The sequence below is a fragment of the Thermanaerothrix daxensis genome (assembly GCF_001306145.1).
GTDB classification, from domain to species: domain Bacteria; phylum Chloroflexota; class Anaerolineae; order Anaerolineales; family Anaerolineaceae; genus Thermanaerothrix; species Thermanaerothrix daxensis.
On record NZ_LGKO01000002.1, the window covers coordinates 829051 to 853820 of the forward strand.

Here is a 24770-nt window from a genome sequence, read left to right on the forward strand (position 1 = left end):
CCATCCGGGGATGTAAGGGGCAACTGGGTCTAACATTCACTGTAGCCGCAGGCATAGCATTTCCGGCAGCCTTCTTCATTAACTACGGCCGCCTGTCCGCATTCTGGGCAGAGGTCTCCAAATTCCAAGAGGGGCTGGTTCTTAAATGTAAGGTATTCCGGTTCTGGTGCTGGTGCGGGGGCGGGTGAAGGCATACCACCGCCAGCCTGAGATTGGAGGCGTTCTTCTCTCTGACGCAGGTATTCATCCAGAATCTGGCCCACGCCATCGGGGAGGGAGCGGACGCGGTTGGGGCCAAAGCCCAGTGAGCGTCCTCCACCAATGCCCAACAGTTGATCGGCGGCTTCGCGCAAGCGGCGCGCTGGCTCAATCGGTGAGGCCAGGCGCAGGATGTAAGAGAGCAAGCGGCCAATCGCCTCAGAGACGGCAGCGGTATCAGATCCTGCCTTTGCCGTGTTGACAAACACTTCAAAGGGCTGTGCCTCCCCGTTTTCATTGATGGTGATAAATGCTTTACCCAGAGGTGTCTGGATGGAATAAGTGAAGCCAGGCAGGTAGCGCGGGCGGGGTTTCTTGAGATCGTGCCAGATTGGTAATTGTTGTGGAACTTCGGGACGCGGGGCTTCTTCGGCTTGTTTCTTTTTCTCGGCCGTGGCCAATGTTTCCAGGACGACCTTCTCACGCGAACCTGTAACATAGACGGTCAGGCCTTTACAGCCCAGTTTCCAGGCTAGCATGTAGGCAGTGGCCACATCTTCTTCAGTGGCATGTTCAGGAAAGTTAATGGTTTTTGAAATGGAGTTATCCACGAAGGCTTGCAGGGTGGCCTGCATCCGCACGTGTTCCTCAGCAGTGATATCGGAAGCCACAACGAAAACATTGCGGATGTGTTCGGGGACGTCTGGAATGTGCTGACAGGTGCCTTCCCTCAGCACGCGTTCGAAAATCTCGCGGCGCTTTTCTTCTGGAATGCCTGCCTCACGCAGGGCTTCTTCGAAACGGGGGCTGGCGTAGGTTAATTGCAAATCCTTGCCGTTGTCATTGACATGACGGATGTATGCCAGAGCAAAGACCGGTTCACAACCATAGCCCTCACAACCGGCTACGGTGGCTATGGTGCCAGTGGGAGCAATGGTGGTTTGTGCTGCATTGCGAATGCCGTATAGCCGAATGCCCTCCACCACTTCGTCCCAATCCAGGGGAGGGCGTCCCCAGTCGCGCTGATAAGGCATGAGAGGGCGAGGCGGGGTCCAGGTCAGATTTTCCGGATCGTAGATACTGCCCTTAATGGCCGGGAAGGGACCGCGCTGACGCGCCAGTTCAATGCTCGCTTTCATGGCGTGGAAGCGGATGAATTCCATCACCTGAGCGGCAAATTCCTGGCCTTCTTCCGAGCCATAACGCACACCGACGTGATACATCAAATCTGCCAGTCCCATAATGCCAAGCCCGATACGCCGTGCACGGTGAGCGGCTTCCTTGAGCTGGGGCACGGCAGGAACATAGGCGTTGGCTTCTACCACATCATCCAGAAAGCGCGTAGCAGTAATGACGGATTGGCGCAAAGTTTCCCAATCCACGGTGCCATTGGGACCACAATGCTCATTCAGATTAATGGAGCCCAGACAGCAGTTCTCGTAGGGGCCAAGCCACTGCTCACCGCAGGGATTGGTTGCCTCTAGCGGGTAAAGGTGAGGAACTGGATTAGAGCGATTGGCGGTATCCAGGAACAGCACCCCGGGTTCGCCGTTGTGATGGGCTTGCTTGACGATTTTGTTGAATAGGTCTCGGGCTCGCACCCGGCGGTAAGTCACTATGGGTACGCCTGCGGCTTCCAATTGCTCCAACGTTCCTTTTACCTCGCGGTAGCGTGGCGAACGCACATCAGGGAAGCGCAATTCCCATTCTTCATCGTTCTCAACCGCGCGCATGAAGGCATCGGTGATGCCAACGGAGATGTTGAAGTTGGTAATGGCGTTCTCATCTGTTTTACAGGTGATGAAATCTTCGATATCCGGGTGATCAACCCGCAGAACACCCATATTTGCGCCCCGACGGGTACCTCCCTGGGCAATCTCACCGAAGGCATGATCATAAACACGGAGAAAGCCTACCGGCCCGGTTGCCTGACCAGCCGAGGATTTTACCAGGGTGCCTTTAGGGCGCAGCCGAGAAAACGAGAAACCGTTTCCTCCCCCGGTTTGCTGGATGAGGGCAGCATCGCGCAGGGTCTGGAAGATACCATCGGGTTCACGTCCCATGTCGTCGCTGATGGGCAGGACAAAACAGGCAGCCAGTTGCCCTAGGGGTGTTCCGGCTCCCGTAAAAGTGGGAGAGTTAGGGAAGAATTTTTTAGACGTCAGCAGGAGATAAAATTCGCGCGCAGATTGCATGACATCGCCACCCCAGTTTTCTTCCACTTTGGCAATGTGGTAAGCCACGCGCCAAAACATTTCCTCTACGCTCTCGACAGGTTGCCCGTCCTCTCCTCGACGGACGTAGCGGCGGATGAGCACCTGACGAGCGTTTTCCGTGAGGTGCACCGACGGCAGGTCACCAGGAAGGGGAGGGGTGGGTAAGAGGCCGTTCTTGTTAGAAATGCGATTCTGGGTTGCCATGGGAAAACTCCTTCATCCTTCTAAAAGTCGGTCAATCTCTTCACGAATGGCTCTCAAGTCATTAAGGTTGAGGTAGACAATGGCATAGCGAATATAAGCGATTTGGTCCAATTCTTTGAGCCCGGCAATGACCATGTCACCAATGACGCGGGAGGGGACTTCCGCCCGTCCCATTTGCTGGAGAGACGATTCGATTTCGCCAACCAGCCGTTCGATTTCGGCTGCCGAGACGGGGCGTTTCGCACAAGCAATGCGGATGCCGCGCATCAGTTTTTCGCGGTCGAATTCTTCCCGGGTGCCGTCTTTTTTGACCACCAGGGGGGTAGCCAGGATGGGGCGCTCGTAGGTGCTGAAACGCTGGTGGCACTTTTCACATTCGCGGCGGCGGCGGATCCCGCCGCGCTGATCATGGGTGGTATCGAGAACCCGAGTATATTCATTATGGCAATAAGGGCACCGCAAGGTAAACACCTCCTCTGGGGTATTCTGGTGACACGATGTCAGCGAGGTTACAGGTAGGATGTAGGTATGAGTTTTCGGTACAGCAAGGCTTTACTCACCACCCTTGGAGAACAAAGGTTCCGAGAAAACCCGGATCAGTATTTTAGCGAATGAGACCCCCTATATATGGGGGTTCTCAGTATATATTGCCGTACATTTGCTGGTGTTATTTTAGCATATCTTTTCAAGATATGCAATACACTTTGGTCAACGCGAACCTTAAAATTCTAGAATTCAGCATGAGCCAAATCTCGGGTGCTTATCTGGCGGCATAGAGAAAAATTCCCCCGATTTTACCTATGGGTGGGGGATGACATCCTCCGTATAGGGAGGGCGGTGAATAGAAGGGCTGCTCGCCGGAGGAACGAGCAGCCCTAAAGCAAAGGAGCGACATATTGGCAAACAGGCATGCTGAGTTATGGGTCTGGGTTAAGACCCCTTCCTCAGGCCGGTACTCCCTAGTAACGACATGAGTTAATGAGAAAAACAATCCAGGCCAGGCTTATGTTGCCGGTCTAGCCGGGTTATTACCGCTGAATGCGTTTGCGCAGGAACGCGGGCACGTTCAAGTCCTCCGTGTTGATGACATGGGGTTGAAACTCCGTTGGCGAAGGTGGGGGAGTAGGGGTGGAAGGTCGAGGCTCTGGCCGGGCCGATGCAGGACGGGCGGGTGCCTGACCTTCCTCAATGCGGTTTGGGCGGGGTTCCACCACGGGCGCGCGCATTGCTGGGCGATCAAACCCTGTGGCGATCACAGTAATGCGAATTTCATCGCCCATGTTCGGGTCAATGACCGCACCGAAGATGAGGTTGCAGTCAGGATGCGCGGTTTCCTTGATTATTGCTGCCGCCTGATTGACCTCAAAGAGGGTGAGACCCGGACCACCTGTGATGTTGAACAGGATGCCGCGAGCGCCATCAATGGTTATATCCAGCAACTGGCTGGAGATGGCTTGTTCGGCAGCCACCCGAGCGCGGTCTTCGCCGGAGGCGCGTCCCACTGCCATCAGTGCTGCACCACCTTCCGACATAATGGCTTTGACATCGGCAAAGTCCAGGTTGATCAAACCGGGCACGGTAATAAGTTCGGAAATTCCCTGAATGCCCTGGCGCAGAACGTCATCGGCGATGCGAAAGGCCTCGATAATGCCGATTTTCTTATCCACAATTTGCAGTAGCCGGTCATTGGGAATGACAATGAGCGTATCGGCGTGTTCTTTGAGCTTGGCAATGCCGGCTTCGGCGGCCTGGGCACGCTTGCTACCCTCGAAGGCAAAGGGACGAGTGACCACACCAATGGTAAGTGCGCCCACTTCCTTGGCGATCTGAGCCACAACTGGTGCGGCACCCGTACCAGTGCCTCCTCCCAGACCGGCTGTGACAAAGACCATGTCACTACCTTTGAGGACGTTGTACAATTCCTCAGCCGATTCCTCGGCGGCTTTACGGCCCACCTCAGGATTTCCACCGGCGCCGAGTCCTCGCGTGAGTTTATCGCCAATGCGAACCCGGGTGGGGGCTTTGGAGAGCAACAAGTCTTGAGCATCTGTGTTGACAGCAATGAACTCAATTCCGGTCAATCCTTCTTCGATCATCCGGTCAACGGCGTTGCAACCACCGCCGCCGACCCCCACTACTTTGATGCGAGCAAACGATTCGGGCAAGGGATTGTTGATTGTATCCATGGTTTTTCCTCCGGTGACTTAATTTTAGACGATTGAACGTAGGTGTGTCGCTCCTTGGGATCACAGGTTTCAGGGCAAAAGGCGTCGTAAGAAGTTTTTCAGTGTCTCTGTGTTTATGCCACCTCCTCGAAACGGGGTATGTTTGCGCGGTGTTGGAGCGGCTTCACTGAGCAGCAGGGCCCAGTGGAGCAGACCAACGCTTGTGGAATATGCCGGGGATTGTAGTTGATCGGTCAGACCCACCAGGTTTTCGGGTTTGGCAACTCGTACCGGCAGGCCCAAAACCGAACTGGCAAGGGTGCGAATACCTGGCAGTAAGGATGTTCCCCCGGTTAATACCATGCCGGCAGGCAGGAGGCCATCGTAGCCGGAGCGTTTGATCTCCTCCAGCACGAAGAGAAAAATTTCTTCCACACGTGCTTCGATGATGTGCGCCAGTTCACGCCGGCTGACTTGAACGGGGTGCTCCTGCCCAAAGGTGCGGAGGGTTAAGATTTCATCCTCACTCACCTCGCTTTCGATGGCATGTCCGTACTGCTTTTTCACCTCTTCGGCCTGAGGCAAGGGGAGGCGTAAGCCGTGAGCGATATCTGAGGTGATATGATTACCCCCTAGTGCCAGCACCATGGTATGCCAGACATCGCCGTCTATGTAAATTGCCAAATCCGTGGTTCCTCCACCAATATCGCAGACCACCACGCCCATTTGCCGTTCGGTCTCTGTGAGCACCACTTCACCTGAGGCCAAAGGATTGAGGACGAAGTGGGAGACCTGCACACCTGCCGCTTCAACGCATTGGCGAATATTCTCAACCGTAGATTCAGCCGCAGTGATGATATGGGCTTCAACTTCCAGGCGGTAGCCGTGCATACCGAGGGGGTTGCGAATGCCATCCTGTCCATCTACTACAAAACCACGTTGAATCACGTGAATGATCTGTCGGTTGTGGGGAATGGCGATCGCCTGAGCCGATTCAAGTGCTCGGGCAATGTCTTCCTGATCAATGATTCCCCCCGAGATACCCACCACGCCGCGGCTGTTGACCGAGGCAACGTGAGAGCCGGCCAGGCTGACCAGAGCCGAGGTGATCTCCAGCCCAGAGGTGCGCTGCGCTTTTTCGATAGAGCGGGCGATAGCAGTAGAGGCGGCTCCCAAATCTACCACCGCCCCCTTGCGGATGCCCTGGGATGGCTCAATCCCCACACCGAGGATGCGTAAATTCTGCTCTCCCTCAACTCTGGCTACGAGGGTGCAGACTTTGGTTGTGCCGATGTCAATTCCTACAACAATTGGTTCGTCCATAGCCGTGCTCCCAATCCCTTACTTATAGAAGGGGGCTTGCAAATATTCCAGGCTGATCACCTGGGGATGAAGGCCGCGCTTTTGGATTTGTTCGGTGATGATTTGATACAATTCCATTTTGGCCTCGAAGTCATCCAGCGTATTCCCCAGCAGCACCTGCCAGCCATTGGGGTCCTGCCAGCCAAAGCCAATTTCACCATCGTAAACCAGGGGAATATCAGATGAAAGACGCTGCCGCAAGTTCAAGATGGCTTGCACAAATTTGGCTTCGGTATGGTTTCCCCATACTTCGGGTGGATTCAAGGATGCTCTTGCGCCTTTGGAATCGTTCATTAACGGCGGCAGGGCGTTTGCCGTGACGAGAGGCAGTTCTCCTGCTTCTCCGCGAGGTCGCAGAATGACGCCCTCTGGGTCAATCCAGTAAGTATCACCATTGACTTGCCAGGCCAGCGCGGGTTGACGCTCAACCGCCGTAAGCACCAGACGAGCCGGGAAGAGCAGGCGAAGACGTATGTTTTTCAATTCGGGAAAGGCGGCTTCCAGTTGGGTTTTTAGGGTTTGGAGATCCAGCGTGACCGCTGGCTTGTCCGTGATTTCCAGGACGGCCTGGAGATCGGCTGGGGTGAGCCGCTGCAGGCCAATGGCTTCAATACGCTGCACTCGGAACGTTGGGGCATTGAAAAGGGTATAGAGGATTAAGGTCATTAGGATTGCAATCATTCCGGAGAGGAGACGCCAGCCCGGGTTGACCAGTGGAATTGCGGGCATGCGCAGTTCAGCGCCGCTGACTCCTAACGTGAAATAGTATTGTCGGCGTACTTTGCTGGTGGGTAGTGGACGGGTAGGCGAAGCCGAAGGCACAACCATGCCACGCGCGATAACCGTGGGTCTATGTTCGCGACGCATCACCGATTGCTTGGCGCGTTGGATGCGCTGTTGAGTGGTTTGAGCACGGCGCTGACGCACCAAATCGGCTCGGCTAGGCGTGGTCTTTTCCGAACCTTTCATCCCTCCCTCCGGTAGGCATATTGAGTCCGATCCCGCTCGGCTTTACGTTCAAGCGCCAGGGAGATAAGGCGATCCAATAATTGGGGGTAAGGCAAACCACTGGCTTCCCACAGTTTGGGGTACATGCTAATCTCGGTAAAGCCTGGCAGTGTGTTAATCTCACTGATATATACTTCTTGCGTTTGGGGATCGAGCAGAAAATCCACGCGGGCCATGCCGGCGCAGTCCACAGCCCGGTAGGCGGCTACCGCCAGACGGCGAATTTCCTGAGTGAGGGCCTCGGGTAAGGGAGCGGGGATGAGCAGTTGTGTGCCGCTATTAAGGTATTTTGACGCATAGGAATAAAATTCTTCATCCGGTACCACTTCTCCCGGGATTGAGGCAATGGGCTGTTCATTGCCCAAAACACTGACTTCGATTTCGCGTGCCCGGTCAATCCCTCGTTCAATCAGAATGCGACGATCATAGCGAGCCGCTTCCTCAAGCCCTTCCATTAGTTCGGTACGGTTGTGACACTTCGTAATTCCCACCGAGGAGCCCAAATTGACCGGCTTGGTGAAGAGGGGATAAGGAGCCAGCGATTCAGCGGCCTCAACCACCCGAGCCCGATCATTTTCAATTTCAGAACGGGTGAAAACCAGGTATTCCACTACAGGTAGATGGTGAGCCTGCATGATCTGTTTAAATAAGGCCTTGTCCATGCCTAATGCTGAGGCTACTACCCCCGCTCCGACATAGGCCACCCCAGCCAGTTCAAGCAAACCTTGCAGGGTCCCATCTTCACCGAATGTGCCGTGGAGGACTGGAAAAACGACGTCCAGATCCGTGTAGGGTCTAAGCACAACCTGATCGCCCTGTACCTCACGCAGGTATAAATGCTGATGAAGCGGCTCGGGTAATAGGCATGCACGCTTCAGGTGCTGGGTCTGACGCTGTTCCAACGCCTCTAACACGTTCTCACCCGTTACCCATTCGCCCTCCAGGGTGATGCCAATTTGGATCACCTCGTATTTTTGAGGATCCAGAGCCTGGAGCACCGAGCGAGCGGAACGTAGGGAAACCTCGTGCTCACCAGACCTGCCACCAAAAATGATGCCAACGCGTTTCTTCATCTCGTTTCCTCTAACTCAAAGAGATTGCGCTTTCGTCATCCCAATCACCGATTCGTTCGATTTCTAATTCCAAATGAATACCAAAGGTCTCGAGAACCTTCTGCCGCACCAGGCATATCAGACGCCAGTAATCACTGGATGTTGCACCTTCATAAGCGATAAAGAAGTTCGCATGGATTGGACTGACCTCCACTCCGCCAATTCGGGTACCTTTTAGCCCCGCTTGTTCGATCAGCCGACCAGCATAGTCGCCGGGTGGGTTTTTGAAAACGGAGCCCATACTGGCACCAGGAGGTTGAGTACGCTTCCGATAGGCGACGAAAGCCTCCATTTGCGCTTGAACGTTCTCGCGCGTACTTTTACTTAGCCTCAATAACCCGCTCAAGATCACTGCCTCGCCAGGGTGCTTTTTCAAGTAACTGGTGCGGTAGCCATATTCCAGACGCTCACACAACCAGTTTTCTTTTCCGTATTCACGATGCAAGATTTCTGCCAGAATCAGGGTTCCTGCCATATCCTGCCCATGGGCACCGGCATTCCCGTAGATCGCCCCACCCACGGTGCCCGGAATTGTGGCTGCCCATTCCAGTCCACTGAGCCCATGATGGGCCAGAGTGCGGGCAATAAGCCCCAGGTTGGCCCCTGACTCTGCCCAAACAGTAGGGGGATCCTGTTCGGCGTGAATATCAAAACGTTGGGCTCGGTTGAGGATCACCACCCCGCGAACACCACGATCGCTGATCAGCACGTTGGCTCCACTTCCCAAGATCACGAAGGGTATTTCGAGATTCCACAAGTGACGCACAGAGGTTTCAAGTTCTTCGGCACTTTGTGCAATCAGCATAAAATCACCCTTTCCACCAACCCGCGCGGCGGTGTAGTTTGCCAGTGGAACATCCTGACGCAGTCTTTCGCCGAAAAGGCTGTGCAGGTGATTTATCTGATCCTGAGAAAGCGAGCCTTGGACTGACATGAGCACCTTGGCGAACCTCATAAGGTTTTGATACAGGCGATTAATCGTTCGAGAATCTCCACCTGAGGGGACTGTGGCGGGTTCTTCAAAGAAGCAGTTGGGGTGTTAGGGAGATCATTTTGACGTGTTGCCATTGCTGGCAACTCTCGTGCCTCAGTGGGGTGAGCAGGTATCGAAGAACAGGATTGAGATAAATCAGTGGCCTGGTTGGACATAGGATTCCTCACTTTCTGACCGCCATTCTTGCAAAAGACGATAACCAATCTGATTAGCATTGCCGGCAGAGAGAATGATGACGACATCACCGCTGTGTAGATGGGTTGTTAAGTAACGCACTACTGAGTCCAGGCTTTCAACAAAGCGGGTATCCGGGTGCTTCATGACTTGAACAACCTGGGCGGCGGAAAAACCCTGATTGGTTTCACGAGCGGCATAAACTTCGGTGACGATCACTTTGTCTGCGTCTGAAAAAGCCTGGGCAAAATCATTGAGCAAAGCTTGAGTGCGGGAGTACGTATGCGGTTGCCAGATCGCCCAGAGCCGCCGCTGGGGGTAGCGGGAGCGGGCCGCAGCAAGGGTAGCGCGAATTTCACTGGGGTGGTGCGCATAGTCATCAATTACAACAACACCTCTGGTTTCTCCCAGGACCTCAAATCGCCGTGCTGTGCCCTTATATTCTCCCAGGGCATCGGCAAATCCCTGGGTGTCCACTCCCAAGCAATGGGCAACCGCCAGGGCTGCCAGGGCGTTAAGCAGGTTGTGTCTGCCGGGCACCCGCAGCGAGATCCGAGCTAGGGGGTATGAATTACCTCCGGGGGACGTAAATACGGCTTCAAATGTCAAGCCACCTTCGGTATTGAGGCGCTCCGCAACCGCCCGATAGTCACCTTGTTGAAAACCGTATGTCCATACGGTTAATCCCTGGGCTCTCATGGCATTTGCCAAACGGACGGCGGCTGTATTTTCGGCACAAGCCAGCAGTTTCCCTCCCGGGCGTAGGCGGCCGGCAAAGGCTTCGAAGGCTGCGTAGTAGATCTCAGGGGATGGGTAGCAATCCGGGTGGTCGTGCTCGATATTGGTAATCACGCTGATATCGGGGTTTAGCCCAAGGAACATATGGTCGTATTCATCCGCCTCAATAACAAAGTGGGGGCCCTGACCAGCATGTGCGTTGGTAGCGAGGCCGTGAATGATGCTCCCTACAATATATGATGGGTCGAGCCCCAGTTGTGCCAGCCCCCACGCGATCATGGCCGTGGTGGTGGTTTTCCCATGGGTTCCGGCAACGGCAATAGCAGTGTGATTTTCCATCAATTGCGCAAGGAGATCTTCACGCTTGAGCACGGGGATGCCCTGGCTTTGGGCTGCTTGCACCTCGGGGTTGTCTAGCGGCACGGCGGATGAGCGCACCACGAGGTCTGCTCCCCGGATGTTTTCGGGGTGGTGCCCGATATGAATCTGGGCTCCGGCCTCTGCCAGTTGTTCGGTGATAGGGGAAGCCTGGCGATCCGAGCCACTGACGGCATAACCGCGTTCCAGCAGGAAACGCGCAATGGCCGAAAGGCCGCTACCACCAATGCCGATGAAATGCACGTGTCTCATCATCAGATAAACACCACTAGCACAAAAACGAAGGCTAAGGCGACGGCAATGTAGATGACGGGCGGGTTTAACAAAGCCGGCGGCAGGTAGCGAAGCATGCTCAGACTGGCCTGGCCGGCAGCCGTATTGGGATCAGGAGGCAGAATAACGCTCAGAGGGTAATTTGCCTCGTGCATATAATACCAGGCGGTACCCCAGATCAAATACCCGTTGATGGCTCCGAAGAAGAAACCCAGCAAGATGTCTTGAAGGCGTTCGCGGACGAACCGTCCCGTAGCGGCGACCTTAGGAATATTGGGGGTTTGATACCCAAAAAATACCAGGGCAATCAACAGGCTGACGCGGACCCAGAAGATATTGGCAGGTCCGGAGTTATTCAATATATCTCGAACAAAGGGGACGAAATTCTCCAGGACCGTGTTGATGAAGATTGCCAGAATCACACTGAAGGATACAATGAGTTCCCTGGCCCACCCCCGCATTCCTCCAATAAGGGCGAAAAGGATCACAAACATGTAAAAGAAAACATTTAGACTGATCATTTTGCGTCCTCCCGCATTGGCACGCCCGCAGATCGGGTTGCCAGGGTCCTGACCAGATTAGCCAGGTTAGCTGCGGCATCGGGGATAGCCAAAGTACGCATGGCTTCTCCCATTTGGCGCAGGCGTTGAGGGTCGCCGAAAAGTTCTTGCAGGGTGGGTATTAAGGTTTCCGCAAGCGTATCATCCGAGAGGACTACGGCGGCGCCTCGCTCACTCAAGTATTGCGCATTGGTGGCCTGGTAGCGCCAGGCATAGGGGTAAGGGACCAAAATGGCAGGTAAGCCAAACAGGGGGAGTTCACCCAGGGTTGAAGCACCGGCACGGCAAAGGATCAGGTCAGAAGCGGCGAAGGCAGCACCAATGTCCTCATGTAAATAGGGATGGGCATGGTAACGTGAGCGAAGATCGGTGGGCAGATAGGCAACATGTTGCTGAATCTCAGGCCAATCTGTTGAGCCTGTGAGGTGAATTACCTGTGCCAGGGATAAAATGGCTTCCAGGTTTGCAGTTACGGCGCGGTTGATCGAACGGGCCCCTTTGCTACCTCCCATGACCAGCAAGACGGGAGCCTCCGGGGTCAGGCCCAGTATCTCCCGCGCATGTTCGCGTTTCCAATTGCGTAACTCGGCACGGGTGGGGTAACCCGTGACTACTACGTGCTTTCGCGGGGAGAAGTAACGACGTGATTCTGGAACGGTTACGGCGATGGTGTGGGCAAAGCGGCTCATGAGATTGAGGGCCAGGCCGGGTTCGATATCGGGCACGTATACCAGGCTGGGGATGGAACGGCCGGCAATTGCCATGGGCACCCCGACATAACCGCCAGTAAAGAGCAAGACATCAGGCTTGTAGGTGCGAAGAATTTGATGCGCCGCCAGAGTCCCGCGTATCAGTTGGATAATGTTGCCCGGTAAGCGACGCCAGCCGACCCCGTGAACGCCGGCGGCTGGGATGGCCTGAAAGGGGATACCGGTACGCGCTACCAAATCCCGCTCCATGCCTCCCTCGCTCCCAACCCAAAGGACGGCTTCAGGTTCATTGCTCAATGCCTGAAGGATGGCGAGGGCGGGATACACGCCGCCGCCGGTCCCCCCGGCGCAAACTAACAACCGCACCGTAGATCCTCCTTTCCGTGGTTTCCTGCTCACGTGCAGAAACGCGTGCCACGCTCATCAGCAGACCAACCCCGGCCAATGTGGTCACAAGGCTGGAGCCGCCAATGCTGACAAAGGGAAGCACGTTCCCGGTTGCCGGTAAGAGATTGAGCATGGCAAGAATGTTCATCAATGCTTCCAGGGTGATCCAGAGCGAAATACCTGCAGCGATCAGTGCCCCGGCCATGTCAGGGGCGCGTCGCGCAATTAGCAGGCCTCGCCACAAAACGACCAGATAAGCGGCAATGAGGAGAGACGCACCAACCAAACCGGTTTCTTCCACGATCACAGCAAAGATGCTGTCGTGGTGGGGCAGGGGTAGACTGGTCAGTTTGGTTGTACCTTCGCCAATGCCGACCCCCAAAATACCCCCTCGTACGACGGCTTCCTGAGCCCGTTGGATGTGATAGGACGCTGCCAGTGGGTCCTGTAAGCCGGCAATGAAATCGCGAATGCGGGTTTGGCCGGTGGATGAGAAGGTGGTCACGAAGACTGCGACCACGCCAACCACGAGGATGATCAGAAGTATCTGGCGCAAATCCACCCCGGCCAGGAAGAAGAGCAATCCTCCGATGGCAAGGATAGTAAGTGCGGTGGAGATGTCGGGTTCCAGGAGGATCAATCCCGCTACCAGCCCTAGAATGAAAATCAAGGGCAGAAGGCCGAAGGTAATCTTATTGAGTACCTCTCGCTTAGACTGAAGCCAGACTGCCAAGTAAAGGATCGTCACCAGTTTTGCCAGTTCTGCTGGTTGAATGGAGCCCCCCAATAAAGTGCGCCGGGAGTAGTTGAGGGTTTGCCCAAAAATTAATACCGCCAGCAATAAAACAATGGTCGCGCCCATCATCCAAAGGACAAACGGGTAGAAGCGCCGATAATCAAAGTACATTAGAAATGTCGCGATCACAGAGCCAACAATTGCCCACTTAATTTGATTGGTGAAGAAGTAAGAGACACTGCGCCCCTGGGTGTGAGCAGCGGAAGGCATCCATGAGGCGGAGTACACCATTAGGAGCCCGAAGCCCAGCAGAAATACCAATGCCAGGAAAAGCGGAATATCCAGGCTCAGGCGGAGCGGGCGGGGGCGTGCGAGTGGTGGTGTGGAGGAGTTTACGGTAGTTGCTTCACCCATTGGCGGAAAGCCTCCCCTCGTGCTTCAAAATCTCGAAAGGCATCAAAACTAGTGCAGCCTGGTGAGAGCAAGACCACGTCTCCGGGTTCGGCCACGCGGGCCGCGGCGAGAACGGCCTCCTCCAGGGTTGGGCAGTGCTCTAGGGTGTAAGGACGCTGCCCGGATTGTTGCGGTCCCAGGGCCTGCAAAATCTTGTTGGCCGATTCTCCAAAAACGATCACATGATCCACCCGTTCGTGGATTAACCGTGCCAGATCCTCCCAGGGCAGATTTTTATCTCGCCCCCCCAGGAGGAGCACTATGGGCTCGCTAAAGGCTCGAATGGCGGCTGCGGTGCGTTCGGGGGCGGTTGCAATGGAATCGTTGTACCAAGCCACGCCACGCCACATACGCACCAGTTCCAAACGATGGGGCACGCCAGTGAACTCGCGGATAACCTCACGGGCCACTTCCGGTGGCCACCCTGCTGCCATCGCAATGGCCAGGGCCGCCAATACGTTGGCAACATTATGTTCACCCCGCAAGTGGATCTCATCTCGGGCAAACAGGGGGTGGGTTTCTGTGCCGTTCCACCAGCACAGCGTGTTGTTGTTGAGGTAGGTACCAATCTCGCCCTGGGGCGGGTGCCCAAACCCGAAGGTTACCAGGCGACCGCGCACCTTATCACGGAGGGCCCAAGTTCCACTATCCTCCCGGTTAAGAATGGCTGTGTCTGTTTCGCTTTGGTGCAGAAGAATGTTGGCTTTGGCCGCCTGATAGGCTTCAAATGTGCCGTGACGGTCAAGATGATTGGGGGTGATGTTTAAAATCGCGCCAATAGTAGGTGAGCGGGCCATTAATTCTAGTTGAAAGGATGAGAGTTCCATAATGGCTACGTCGTGCGGTTGCATCTCATCCAGATAGGTGATAAGAGGAGTTCCAATGTTGCCTCCTACCCAGGCGCGGCGCGGGGGCTGCAAGGCACGTTCGGCAATGAGTCCGACCAGCGTTGTAGTCGTGGTCTTGCCGGCTGAACCCGTAATGCCGATTACCGGACACGGCGCATGCTCGAGGAAAATCTGTGAGTCATTGGAAAGCGGTATGCCCCGCCGAAGGGCTTCCTCGAGTATTGGAAGGGTAAGAGGCACACCGCCAGAGACGCATACCAGGTCAGTGTGGTCAAGCAACGAGATAGGATGTCCGCCCAGCACCCACTGGATATTTGGCAGGTCGGCCAGAGCCTGGCGGGCATTTTCCATTTGCTCCGCTGGTCGCTGATCGTTGAGCGTGACAAGAGCCCCGTGGGTGGCCAGGAAGCGGGCCAGTGCCAACCCTTGTCGGGCTGCGCCGATGATTAGAACGCGTTGACCTTGCCACTGAGTCGCCATCATACGAGTGCCAGAGCCACACCAAACATTGCAAAGAGAAGACCGACCAACCAGAACCGTTGCACGACCTGGGTTTCACTCCACCCCCCCAGTTCAAAGTGATGATGAAGGGGTGCCATGCGAAAAATACGCTTGCCGCCAGTGGCTTTGAAGTAGGCCACCTGGATGATCACACTGAGCGCTTCACTGACCGGAATGATTGCGATAATAGGGAGGAGTAGCCACTGTCCGGTCATCAGGGCCACTACACCAAGTGTAGCTCCCAAGGAAAGAGAGCCGGTATCGCCCATAAAAAGCTGGGCGGGGTGCACATTCCACCACAAGAAGCCAAAGAGTGCCCCAACCAGAGTGAAGCAGAAGCGTCCCAGAAAGACTTGCCCCTGAAGCAGGGCAATTCCCCCATAGGCTGCGAAAGCCGTTGCGGTGATCAAACCGGCCAGGCCGTCTAGCCCATCCGTGAGGTTGACGGCATTAGAGAGGCCTACGATAGTGAAGACGGCCAGGGGTATGTACAGATTCCCTAGCGTCAAAGGTTCTTGGACCCCAGGCCAGAAAAGTTCGGGCACTTGGAGGAGATATTTCAGGGCAAATGCCACAATCAACGCCAGACCAACCTGGAGCAGGAACTTCGTCCTGGCGCGCATGCCCAGCCCGCGCCGTGGCCCGCGAATTCCTTCCCAATCGTCAATGGCTCCTAAGAGTGCGAAGGAGAGCATGACCAGAAGGGGCAACAGAACCGAGCGACCAAGAACAGTGACTCCAATGAGTGAGGCCGCATTAAGAAGAACAGTGACTAACGTCACCGGCAAGATAATCAGGACACCTCCCATGGTGGGCGTGCCCATTTTGGCAAAATGGCGGTCGGGTCCTTCCACACGGATCAACTTGCCGATGCGAAAATGGCGCAATACCCGCAAGAGAGGCGGCCCCCAGATGACAGCCAGCATAAAACTCAATCCGCTTAAGGCCAATGCCAATGAGGTCTCTCTCATGCGGTTTCCTCCAATGCAGCCACGATGCGATCCATTCGTAAACCGTGGGATCCCTTTATCAGCACCACATCTCCTTCCTTCAGAAGATGGCGTAAGACCTCGACAGCATGTGGCACATCTTCCACGTGAACGACCTGCTCTGCAGGCAAACCGGCTTTCACTGCCGCTTCGGCGATCATACGTGCGCGCGTGCCCAGGGTAACCAGGTGATCAGCCACCTCGGCCGCACGGATGCCGACCAGGCGATGTCCCTCGGCCTCGTATGGCCCGAGTTCCAGCATGTCACCCAGAACGGCAATTTTACGCCCTTCAATCTCATTTAGCAGATTCAGGGCTGCCAGCATCGACTCGGGTGCCGCATTATAAGAGTCATCCAGGACCAGGGCACCGTTAGGCAAGCGCACCGCTACTAGACGTAGTTGATTGCGCGCTTGTTGTAATCCTTGGATGATTTCTTGCCATGAGAGGCCACATACCAGGCCTGCCGCTGCCGCACGCAAGGCCGTTTGCACGGCGTGGCGACCTAGCATTGGCACGCGCAAATGCAGAGTTTCATGTCCAAAATGAAGGCGAAAACGCAATCCCTTTAATCCTTGGCTTTCGATCTCATCTGCCCACAGATCGGCTGCCGGACTCAGACCGTAGTAGAAAACGCGGGCGCGTGTCTTGTCGGCCATCCAGCGTACCCAGGGGTCATCGTGATTGAGGATTGCAATACCTTCCGGGGCCGCTGGGAGGGCCTGAACCAGTTCGGATTTTCCGCGCGCAATGGCTTCTTGTGATCCCGCGCGTTCAGCATGGACCGTCCCCACGTTCGTGATGATCCCAATTTGAGGTTGGGCGAGTTCGCAAAGGAACGCGATTTCTCCTGGCACGTAGAAGCCCATCTCCAGCACAGCGCAGTCGTAACCCGCTCCCAGACGCAACAACGTTAGCGGTAACCCAATCTCATTATTGAGGTTCCCGGGGTTTTTCAATGTGCGGTAGCGCTGGCTCAGTACTTCGGCCACTACCTCTTTTGTGGTTGATTTCCCCACAGAGCCGGTAATGCCAATGACGCGCGATGAGAACTTGCGCCGCCAGAAGCGTGCAATCTCTTGGAGGGCGCGCAGGGTATCCGATACCCGGATCATAAAGGGCGGATTTGGAAGGGTGGGGCCTAACTCCACGGACTCCGAGGTCAAGTCGAGACAGGGACGGTTTATTGCTACCTCACGTTGTACAAATGCCACCAAGGCACCCCGTTCAAATGCTTGCCCCACAAAGTCGTGACCATCGGTGCGCTCACCCGGTAACGCAAAGAACATCCCGCCAGGGAGGACCTGACGTGAATCAATGGCGGCCTCGCTTAGGGTTAGCCGTTCTGCAGAGGCCAGGCGTTTGCCGGTGAGCGCTTCCAGAATGTCACTCAAGGTAATCATACACGTTCCTCAGGGTTGCTTCATTTGCTGACGAACTTCATCGGGTGGAATACGCAGGATGGTAACCACCTTTTCCACAACATCATGGAATACCGGTGCGGCAATGACAGAAGCCCAGGGAGAGGCAACGGGCTTTTCCATCCAGATGTATACGATAAATTGCGGGTCATCTACCGGCCCCCACCCCACGAATGAGGCATTGGTGAGCGGGGAGGTGTAGCCTTGGGCCGTGGGAATGCTGGCTGTGCCGGTCTTACCGGCCAGGCGGTAGCCAGGTACAAGCGCTGGAGAGGCTTCATTGGCCAGCGCGTTAGCCAGCATCTCGCTAAGAGTTCGGGCGGTTTCGGCTTTAATCGGCGCGGTCATCAATTTGGGCGAGACTTCAATTTGCTGACCGTTGCGGATATAGGCTTTGACAATGTGGGGGGCCATTATCTTGCCTTCGTTGGCGACTGCCGAGATTGCGGCGATCATCTGAATGGGGGTCACCGAAACGCCCTGACCGAATGAATTGGTGCCCAAGTCTACCTCGTGCCAGTCCGTGTCCCCAGGGCGCCGGAGAGGGTAGAGGGCTTCGTAAGATAGGTCAATCCCGGTGCGCCGACCAATCCCAAAGGCTTCCAGGTATCGGTAAAAGCGCGTAGGCCCCATTTGGTCGGCCACCCAGGCCAGACAGGCGTTGATGGAGTGCTGCATGCAGCCGGTCATGTCCTGCATTCCCCACACGGTGTATTCCCAGTTGTGGAGGGGGATACCACCGACAACGTAACTTCCAACATCCAGGAAGGTGGATTCTGGGGTCACCACACCGCTATCCAGCCCTCCGGCCATGGTTAGCACTTTAAAGACGGAGCCAGGTTCATAAACCTGAGAGATAGCCCGGTTGAAAGTTGGAATGTCTATGATCTCTGGATAAGTCCAGTAACGATTAAGGTTATACCGGGGGGTACTGGTCATTCCCAAAATCTCACCATTGCGCGGGTTGGCGACAATAATCGTCACGGCTTCAGCACCACTGGATTCGCGTGCCTGGTCGGCGATTTGTTCTATGGCAGCCTGAATCTCGCGGTCGAGGGTTAGGATCAGGCTGCTTCCGGGTGGAATGGGTGGTAGACTGTCAATTTTGCGGGGGTCTTTCGGCAGACGGACCTGGATCGGTGTGCCGGCCAGGAGATTATCGTAGTACTCTTCAACCCCCAGGTGGCCACCGCACCAATCCCCGTTCTCCTGGCATCCGACGACGTTCTCCGGGCGCTTGAGAAAGTTTACAAACCCCAGAACATTGGACGCCAAATCATTTTCGGGGTAATAGCGCATAGGATGGGCTGACCAGTATAATCCGGTCAGATTTAGGGGCGTTTTATTTTCCCTGGCGGTTTTGATCTTATCCTCAAGGGCCCGAATCTTCTGAGCGGGCACAAAGTCGGCAATTGTCACAAATTCGGCTTTACCCTTTTGATAAGGGGTTTCGGCAGCTACTTTTATTTCGGCGTAACCAGGACTTTCTAGGATTTCGGAAAGGGTTCGTGCAATGGTTTCGGCACTTCGCGCGCGCTGGACCTCATCCAAAGCTACGCCAATTTCGTAAACCTCCACGTTCCCGGCCAGGAGGTTCCCCCAGCGATCAAAAATTTCTCCCCGTTCCGGATAGAGGGTGCGGGTCTCGTAATTGTAGAGGGCTTCGCCAATTTTGGGAAGTTCCTGAGCGCGTGCGTCCGTTTGTAAATAGATGATTTTTATGACTGCCAGCACGCCCAGGAGTGAAAAGACGACTCCCAGCAGGTAAAATCGGGAAAGAGAAATGGGATGGGGGGCTGATGGGGCGGTATTCACGGTTGGGTCCCCCTGGCATTAACTCGTAATTGCAAAATCTCTTCCAGCATCCAGTCCCATAGAGATTGCTTGTAAGCTGGCTTAATCAGAGGCTCGGGCTTCGAAGAAGGGGGCGGGGCGAGTTGGGCTTCCTGGCGTACCATGGAGGGGGCCACCGGCACGTAGAGCGCTTGGGACATATCTGCTGGTTGGAATCCCAGGTCACGGGCGCGCTGAGCCATTACACTTGCCGAAGTCAGACTGGCAAGTTCGGAACGGAGGCTGGCTATTTCCAGGGTTTGAGCCTCGCGCGTGGCTTCAAGGTACGAGATTTGATACCCCACCTCGGTAGCCTGAGCAGAGATGCTGAGGTAAATTCCGGCAACCAGGGCAATCAGAGCGAATACCGCCAGCCCCAAGCCGATCCATTTTATCTGGATGCGCCATGGGGATTCGCGATAAGCCTGAGAAAGGATTCGATCCATGGTGGTTTTCTGCTCACTCATCCTGAAGGTTTGAAAATCGATCATGCAATACTCATGCCAGGTGGGATCTTTTCGGCCACGCGCAGGCGGGCGCTGCGAGCACGGGGATTAGCCCGAATCTCCTCTTCCTGGGGGGTGATTGGGCGACGGGTAATCTCGCGTAGGGTGGCCTGATGCCCGCAAGTGCATTGGGGTTGTTGTGGCGGACAAAGGCACTGGGTGCTCTCACGACGGAAGAACTGCTTGACAATGCGATCTTCCAGAGAGTGGAAAGCGATCACCGCCAGGCGTCCGCCAGGAGCCAGAGCGGTAACCGCTTGAGGAAGTGCTACTTCCAGGCGTTCCAACTCGCGGTTAACGGCAATACGTAGAGCCTGGAAGGTGCGGGTTGCGGGGTGGATTTCTTGAGAATATCGCCCAACTGCACGACGGATGACCTCGGCCAGTTCACGGGTGGTAGAGAGTGGGCGATTTTGGACAATTGCGCGCGCGATCCGGCGCGCATAGCGTTCCTCCCCATATCGCCAGATCAAATCAGCCAGTGCGTTTTCTGAGAGCGTGTTGACCAAATCTGCCGCGGTAAGAGTATCGGCCGGATCAAACCGCATATCGAGGGGACCTTCCTGAAAGAACGAAAACCCTCGCTCGGCCTGGTCGAGTTGCATAGAAGAGACACCCAAATCAAACAGAATTCCGTTCACGCTCTCCCATCCTACGACTTGTAACTGGGTCAGCAGGGTATCATAGGCAGCCTGGATCAGAGTATAGCGCCCGGAGAAAACCGAAAGGCGCTGGCTTGCGAGTGCCAACGCCTGTGGGTCTCGATCCAGTCCCAGAAGTTGTCCCTCTGGCGAACTGGCTTCCAAAATGCCCCAGGCGTGTCCACCGGCCCCCACAGTTGCATCCACATACTTTCCTGGGCTGCGCGGCATTAAGGCGTTTATCACTTCTTGATAAAGTACGGGTTGGTGCGGTAATGAGACTGGCGTGCTCATTGGGCTGAGGTGGCTACAACGAAAGTTCAAGTGAGGCAAAGCGGCGAGCGTTGGCTTCCGGGTCTTGAAGTAATTGGCGTTGTTCTTCCCAGCGCTCAAAGGGCCAGATTTCGAAGTAGTCTCCCATGCCCACCACTATCGCGCGGGAGTTAATCTCGGCACTTTTACGCAGCCACTGAGGGATTAGGATGCGCCCAACGCGATCCATTTCAACTCGTTCGGCGTGGGAGAAGAGGAGGCGTTTGAGCAGGCGGGCGTTGGGGTCGGTGAGGCTCATGGCGCGGGCGTGTTCGGAAAGGCGAATGAAAACCTCAGAGGGCAACACCATCAGATTCTGGTCGAATCCCAGGGTGATGTAGCCGTTTGATCCCAGCAGTTCCCGGAATCGCGCGGGTACCATGAGGCGGCCTTTTTCATCTACGACGTGCTCATGCTGGCCCAAGAACATAAGTTCTACATCCTCTGAATATGGCGAGACGCCGGATCACCGGCGTCCCACAATTTACCACTTGCCACCACTTTCTCCCACAGTATAGCCGATTTAAGGCAGTTTTGCAAGCGACTTACACATTTGTAATCTTAAAAAATCCTGAAAACAAAAAATGGGGCTCATGGGAGGGAGCAAGGGGGCGGTAAAAGGGCGAGCAAGTGGGTAGGTGAGGGAAGGACCAGGTCAGCGCCCGCGTGGCGGAGTTCACGCTCGGTGCCAAAGCCGCATAAAACCCCAACCGCCTGAGCGCCTGCGGCTTTGGCGGCTCGAATATCAGGCGGAGTGTCGCCAACCATCAGACAATGATGGGGCTCAACTCCCATAGCGTGAGCGGCCCAGAGCAGGGGATCGGGGAAGGGTTTTGTATGGGGGGTAGTTTGTGCGGTAACCACAACGCGGAAAAAATGGCGCAATGAATGGTGCTCCAGAAAGGCCAGGGTGGAGAGTTCGTCTCGTGCGCTGACAATCGCCAGGGGATAGTGACGGTACAGGCTGTTGAGCAGAAGGGGAACCCCGGGAACTAATCGAAAGCGGGGAGACGAAGTCCGAGGCTTTCTCCGTAGCCATAGATTCACGTGATGCAATCGCTCATCCAGGTTGAGACGATCCAGAAACTCAAAGAACCAGTTACCCGGTGTTTCACCGCTCATGACCAACCACCGCGCCAGTGTGTGTAAGCGCTTTGGGGACAGAAAGAAGAGAAGGGGTTTTAAGCGGTTTTCCAGTTCCAAAACCCACTCGTCGTCAGTGTCGCTCAGTGTACCGTCAACGTCAAAACAGATGGCACGGATGTGGGCAAGGTCGAGGGGCATAAATTTCAGGGTTGGGGCAGAACTGACCGGATGAGCGCCTGCACGCGCCTGACCGCCTCTGCTTCATTTCCGAAGATCCAGACTGTTTGGGCCTGATCCCGGATAAGCAGGCTCTGATCTCCTGAAGGCATCCCCCAGCGGGTCTCGGATGTGGTAGCGAGGACTGGGGTCCCCCAGCGTTTCTCTCCATATTGCTGAAAGGCGTTATAGAACTCTTCAGCATCCTTCTCTGTATCCCATCGAATGGTGAGAAGCAGGAAAAGGTCTCCGCTCTGAGCGTTGCGCCAGACCTGATAAGTATCTCCACCCCAACCAGTCGCTGCCTTGGAAGCTACTTCATCGGGTAGGCGGGCTGTTCGCAAGTCGGCATACGCCAGGATTAAGTAGATGTACCATTCACCTACTTCGCCCTCGTCAAATAGCATGTATTCTGGGAGTGCAGCGCTCAACTCAGGCAAGTTGACTTCTAGTGGGGCATCGCCGGGATATTTTTCGGGGTGCAGGATCTGTTCTGTAGAAAGGGGAGGTCGCTCAAATGCCGCATTAATGGATGCCCAGCGCCCCTTTTGATAAAGGTTGAGCACAAAATCAAGACCCTGTCGGTAAGGGAAAAGAAAGTCTTGTTGCAGGAATTCAGGGGCGGAATCAAAGATGGGACTCTGGTAACTCTGATAGAACTCCTGAATTTGCTGGCGATCTTCCGGGCTGGCAGCATTTAGTAGCCAGAATTGCTCAGTAAGCGAAGCATCTCCTTCAATGAGGGACTGAACAGCGGCGCAATATTCGCTTTGCAACTCGCAGGTTTCGTCTTTGATCCCCAGCCGACCGCGAAAGTCAAAAGTCTGGTCCTGTAAGGCGTGCGTATATTCATGGGCGTAGGTAGATCGCTGAGGGCCTAGAAAGGCCTCATCTTGTATGATGTACATGGTTTTGGTCTCGTCGTCGTAGAAGCCGGCGATTTGCTCAGTGTAAAGATCACGAAGTAAGGTGTAGAGGTCATAATTGCGGGGCAGTAGCCCGAAAAGGAATAGGGTGGTGACGTCTTTGGTAACCTCTTGAGGGGTATAGTCTTTTAGAAAGTCATCAATGACTTTCTGGCGAAGTTGAGCCGTGGTGAGGAGCTCGCGATGTAGCGGTGAGGAGGGTTGCAGCCCACGAATGTGGATCACCTGTTGCTCAATCCGATCCATCTGGGCAGCAATTTCTGGAGGCAAGGAGGCCTGTGCAGTGGGTTCACTCGTTTGAGTGGGTGATAGAGAAGGGGGTCGTAATGTGGAGATGGCGCGAGTCGCGGTTGGAAACGGTGAGTCGGTTGCCTGAGTAAAAGAAAGGCCCGCGTTACGGAGAACCACTACGCCCACCAAGGTCAAAACACTTATTCCCAAGCAGGCGATCAGTGTAATCACGAAAAGAGTTGAAAGGATGCGACGGTTGGAGTGCATGTTGGATTAACCCGTTTATCTCTTACCTGGTTGTAGTCTAGTTTTGCTGTACAAAGCGTAACGCATACTCGGCATCCGGGTAACCCGGATGGGCTTTGAGGGCTTCTTCAAAAGAAGCAATGGCTTCGCTCTTTTTCCCCTGCCGGTAAAGCCCCCACCCTCGCCAGAGCAGCGCTTCTTCAGAATTGGGAGTGCGCTTTAGGGCATACTCGGTCAGCGCCATTAGGTCGTCAATCCGGTGTGTGTGAAAATAGGCGAAAAAGGGACCAAACTGGTAGCGAAGCATACGCTGGGGCAGTCCGAGTGTGCGCGCTTGATCGTAGGCCGCAGCGGCCTCTTCATAACGCTCGAAGTACACCAGATTGGTACCAAGGTTGAACCATGCAAAGGCATTATCGGGTTGTTCCTGTGTCTCGTGTTGGGCAGTTTCGAGGGCATGGTGGCGGTTGGCCTCTACGTCCCAATCCTCGCCAAGAAGTGCCTGAAGAGTCGCCTCGCTTTCGGGGGGGAAGACCAGAAAATAAACGCGATTGAAAGCCTGCCAGTTTTGATCAAGTCCTACGTACGGGATCAGGCGATTGGGACCGTAAAAGGAATCCTGGGCGATAAAGTAGCCTTCTCCGTCATCGTATCCGGTCAGCAATAAATAATGCCCGGCCCACCGATCGTCGTTGGGCCAGTAGGATTCTTCCATCAGGTAGCCCTCTTCAATGACAACTGGAAATCCAGCCGCCAATAAACGTTTGAGCAATGCCAGGTCACCCCCCACCCGAAACTCACTCCGCAGCCATCCCACATAACTGCGGGTGAAGTAGAGAAGTTCCTCGACGTTGACGTTTCGATCCTGCGGAATGGGTTTAATCACTGCGGCAATATCGTTCTGGGTGCCTTTCCAGCCGTAATAGCGCAGGAGCATGGCTAATGTGGCTGGACCACAGTTGTTAATGTCCTGTTTTTCATAGGGTGGGACGGGCAATTCAATTCGCTGGGGGAGCGGTGTTGGGGTCAAAGTGGGGGTGGGCGAAGAAACTAAAGGTGCAGGTGTTGGGGTGGGACGCTCCGCGGAAGATAGGAGGTGGGTGGGCGTAGCGGTAAAAACGCGCACTCTGGGGGTGGGTAGGGGTTTGACCGGGTCTACCACGCCCCGGAGGTAGGTGGTAATGACCTCATAGCGCCATATCAGCCTGGAACGCAAGGAGGGCGATAGCATGGTGAGTACCGCTAGTACGGAAAGGATAAGAAAGATGCTCAGAAGGAAACGCCCACCCCAATGTAAGCGGTGGGTATTACGGTATTTTCGGGTGCTCAGCATGCGGGTGATTCTA

21 protein-coding genes are annotated in these 24770 nt (G+C 55.2%); all 21 read right to left on the reverse strand.

Annotation, left to right across the window (positions count from 1 at the left end; genetic code table 11):
* Positions 1 to 29: 29 nt before the first annotated feature.
* On the reverse strand, positions 30 to 2618 hold the full coding sequence (locus tag SE15_RS04175; RefSeq protein WP_054520832.1) for an adenosylcobalamin-dependent ribonucleoside-diphosphate reductase: 2589 nt from the start codon (positions 2616 to 2618) through the stop codon (positions 30 to 32).
* A gap of 12 nt (positions 2619 to 2630) precedes the next feature.
* The gene (gene nrdR, locus SE15_RS04180) at positions 2631 to 3080 is read right to left on the reverse strand and encodes a transcriptional regulator NrdR (protein WP_054520833.1); all 450 of its coding nucleotides are present in this window, start codon (positions 3078 to 3080) and stop codon (positions 2631 to 2633) included.
* Positions 3081 to 3646: 566 nt separating this feature from the next.
* Positions 3647 to 4804, reverse strand: a complete 1158-nt coding sequence (gene ftsZ / locus SE15_RS04185) for a cell division protein FtsZ (protein WP_054520834.1) — start codon at positions 4802 to 4804, stop codon at positions 3647 to 3649.
* 69 nt (positions 4805 to 4873) lie between these two features.
* Positions 4874 to 6106, reverse strand: coding sequence for a cell division protein FtsA (gene ftsA, locus SE15_RS04190; protein WP_054520835.1), 1233 nt, complete (start codon positions 6104 to 6106; stop codon positions 4874 to 4876).
* 18 nt (positions 6107 to 6124) lie between these two features.
* The gene (locus SE15_RS04195) at positions 6125 to 7114 is read right to left on the reverse strand and encodes a cell division protein FtsQ/DivIB (protein ID WP_054520836.1); all 990 of its coding nucleotides are present in this window, start codon (positions 7112 to 7114) and stop codon (positions 6125 to 6127) included.
* On the reverse strand, positions 7111 to 8226 hold the full coding sequence (locus SE15_RS04200; RefSeq protein WP_054520837.1) for a D-alanine--D-alanine ligase family protein: 1116 nt from the start codon (positions 8224 to 8226) through the stop codon (positions 7111 to 7113). Before SE15_RS04200 ends, SE15_RS04195 begins: the two co-directional genes overlap by 4 nt.
* 10 nt (positions 8227 to 8236) lie before the next feature.
* Entirely contained in the window at positions 8237 to 9199 is a 963-nt protein-coding gene (murB, locus tag SE15_RS04205) for a UDP-N-acetylmuramate dehydrogenase (protein WP_054520838.1), read from the reverse strand.
* Positions 9200 to 9394: 195 nt separating this feature from the next.
* Complete coding sequence (gene murC / locus SE15_RS04210; RefSeq protein WP_083461691.1) at positions 9395 to 10804, reverse strand: UDP-N-acetylmuramate--L-alanine ligase; 1410 nt, start codon at positions 10802 to 10804, stop codon at positions 9395 to 9397.
* A complete protein-coding gene (locus SE15_RS04215; RefSeq protein WP_054520840.1) occupies positions 10804 to 11343 on the reverse strand; it encodes a hypothetical protein in 540 nt (179 codons plus the stop codon). Before SE15_RS04215 ends, murC begins: the two co-directional genes overlap by 1 nt.
* Positions 11340 to 12458, reverse strand: a complete 1119-nt coding sequence (gene murG / locus SE15_RS04220; protein ID WP_160316660.1) for an undecaprenyldiphospho-muramoylpentapeptide beta-N-acetylglucosaminyltransferase — start codon at positions 12456 to 12458, stop codon at positions 11340 to 11342. The genes SE15_RS04215 and murG overlap by 4 nt, the downstream gene beginning before the upstream one ends.
* Positions 12379 to 13629 carry an FtsW/RodA/SpoVE family cell cycle protein gene (locus SE15_RS04225; RefSeq protein WP_054520842.1) on the reverse strand — a complete coding sequence of 417 codons (1251 nt, stop codon included), beginning with the start codon at positions 13627 to 13629 and terminating at the stop codon, positions 12379 to 12381. Before SE15_RS04225 ends, murG begins: the two co-directional genes overlap by 80 nt.
* Positions 13608 to 14999 (reverse strand): UDP-N-acetylmuramoyl-L-alanine--D-glutamate ligase, encoded by a 1392-nt coding sequence (gene murD, locus SE15_RS04230; protein WP_054520843.1) that lies wholly within the window; start codon positions 14997 to 14999, stop codon positions 13608 to 13610. Before murD ends, SE15_RS04225 begins: the two co-directional genes overlap by 22 nt.
* Positions 14996 to 15988 carry a phospho-N-acetylmuramoyl-pentapeptide-transferase gene (mraY, locus tag SE15_RS04235; RefSeq protein WP_054520844.1) on the reverse strand — a complete coding sequence of 331 codons (993 nt, stop codon included), beginning with the start codon at positions 15986 to 15988 and terminating at the stop codon, positions 14996 to 14998. Before mraY ends, murD begins: the two co-directional genes overlap by 4 nt.
* On the reverse strand, positions 15985 to 17409 hold the full coding sequence (locus tag SE15_RS04240) for a UDP-N-acetylmuramoyl-tripeptide--D-alanyl-D-alanine ligase (protein ID WP_054520845.1): 1425 nt from the start codon (positions 17407 to 17409) through the stop codon (positions 15985 to 15987). The genes mraY and SE15_RS04240 overlap by 4 nt, the downstream gene beginning before the upstream one ends.
* A gap of 9 nt (positions 17410 to 17418) precedes the next feature.
* Positions 17419 to 19242, reverse strand: coding sequence for a peptidoglycan D,D-transpeptidase FtsI family protein (locus SE15_RS04245; protein ID WP_054520846.1), 1824 nt, complete (start codon positions 19240 to 19242; stop codon positions 17419 to 17421).
* Entirely contained in the window at positions 19239 to 19751 is a 513-nt protein-coding gene (locus SE15_RS04250) for a hypothetical protein (RefSeq protein WP_054520847.1), read from the reverse strand. Before SE15_RS04250 ends, SE15_RS04245 begins: the two co-directional genes overlap by 4 nt.
* Positions 19748 to 20701: a 16S rRNA (cytosine(1402)-N(4))-methyltransferase RsmH gene (gene rsmH, locus SE15_RS04255; RefSeq protein WP_054520848.1), complete on the reverse strand. Its 954-nt coding sequence runs from the start codon at positions 20699 to 20701 to the stop codon at positions 19748 to 19750. The genes SE15_RS04250 and rsmH overlap by 4 nt, the downstream gene beginning before the upstream one ends.
* Before the next feature lie 13 nt (positions 20702 to 20714).
* Positions 20715 to 21149, reverse strand: coding sequence for a division/cell wall cluster transcriptional repressor MraZ (mraZ, locus tag SE15_RS04260; protein WP_054520849.1), 435 nt, complete (start codon positions 21147 to 21149; stop codon positions 20715 to 20717).
* 161 nt (positions 21150 to 21310) lie between these two features.
* Positions 21311 to 22003: an HAD family hydrolase gene (locus SE15_RS04265; protein WP_054520850.1), complete on the reverse strand. Its 693-nt coding sequence runs from the start codon at positions 22001 to 22003 to the stop codon at positions 21311 to 21313.
* Positions 22004 to 22008: 5 nt separating this feature from the next.
* On the reverse strand, positions 22009 to 23445 hold the full coding sequence (locus SE15_RS04270) for a hypothetical protein (RefSeq protein WP_054520851.1): 1437 nt from the start codon (positions 23443 to 23445) through the stop codon (positions 22009 to 22011).
* Between the two features lie 37 nt (positions 23446 to 23482).
* Positions 23483 to 24757, reverse strand: coding sequence for a C39 family peptidase (locus tag SE15_RS04275; RefSeq protein WP_054520852.1), 1275 nt, complete (start codon positions 24755 to 24757; stop codon positions 23483 to 23485).
* Positions 24758 to 24770 lie beyond the last annotated feature (13 nt).

Bases quoted from the DNA above. Each gene is read 5' to 3' on its own strand.
- ftsZ (WP_054520834.1), bottom strand. From the start codon at position 4,804: ATGGATACAATCAACAATCCCTTGCCCGAATCGTTTGCTCGCATCAAA.
- murC (WP_083461691.1), bottom strand. From the start codon at position 10,804: ATGATGAGACACGTGCATTTCATCGGCATTGGTGGTAGCGGCCTTTCG.
- SE15_RS04175 (WP_054520832.1), bottom strand. From the start codon at position 2,618: ATGGCAACCCAGAATCGCATTTCTAACAAGAACGGCCTCTTACCCACC.
- mraZ (WP_054520849.1), bottom strand. From the start codon at position 21,149: ATGTTCTTGGGCCAGCATGAGCACGTCGTAGATGAAAAAGGCCGCCTC.
- mraY (WP_054520844.1), bottom strand. From the start codon at position 15,988: ATGAGAGAGACCTCATTGGCATTGGCCTTAAGCGGATTGAGTTTTATG.
- SE15_RS04270 (WP_054520851.1), bottom strand. From the start codon at position 23,445: ATGCACTCCAACCGTCGCATCCTTTCAACTCTTTTCGTGATTACACTG.
- SE15_RS04275 (WP_054520852.1), bottom strand. From the start codon at position 24,757: ATGCTGAGCACCCGAAAATACCGTAATACCCACCGCTTACATTGGGGT.
- rsmH (WP_054520848.1), bottom strand. From the start codon at position 20,701: ATGAGCACGCCAGTCTCATTACCGCACCAACCCGTACTTTATCAAGAA.
- murD (WP_054520843.1), bottom strand. From the start codon at position 14,999: ATGATGGCGACTCAGTGGCAAGGTCAACGCGTTCTAATCATCGGCGCA.
- SE15_RS04195 (WP_054520836.1), bottom strand. From the start codon at position 7,114: ATGAAAGGTTCGGAAAAGACCACGCCTAGCCGAGCCGATTTGGTGCGT.
- murB (WP_054520838.1), bottom strand. From the start codon at position 9,199: ATGTCAGTCCAAGGCTCGCTTTCTCAGGATCAGATAAATCACCTGCAC.
- SE15_RS04250 (WP_054520847.1), bottom strand. From the start codon at position 19,751: ATGATCGATTTTCAAACCTTCAGGATGAGTGAGCAGAAAACCACCATG.
- SE15_RS04265 (WP_054520850.1), bottom strand. From the start codon at position 22,003: ATGCCCCTCGACCTTGCCCACATCCGTGCCATCTGTTTTGACGTTGAC.
- SE15_RS04200 (WP_054520837.1), bottom strand. From the start codon at position 8,226: ATGAAGAAACGCGTTGGCATCATTTTTGGTGGCAGGTCTGGTGAGCAC.
- SE15_RS04215 (WP_054520840.1), bottom strand. From the start codon at position 11,343: ATGATCAGTCTAAATGTTTTCTTTTACATGTTTGTGATCCTTTTCGCC.
- ftsA (WP_054520835.1), bottom strand. From the start codon at position 6,106: ATGGACGAACCAATTGTTGTAGGAATTGACATCGGCACAACCAAAGTC.
- SE15_RS04240 (WP_054520845.1), bottom strand. From the start codon at position 17,409: ATGATTACCTTGAGTGACATTCTGGAAGCGCTCACCGGCAAACGCCTG.
- SE15_RS04225 (WP_054520842.1), bottom strand. From the start codon at position 13,629: ATGGGTGAAGCAACTACCGTAAACTCCTCCACACCACCACTCGCACGC.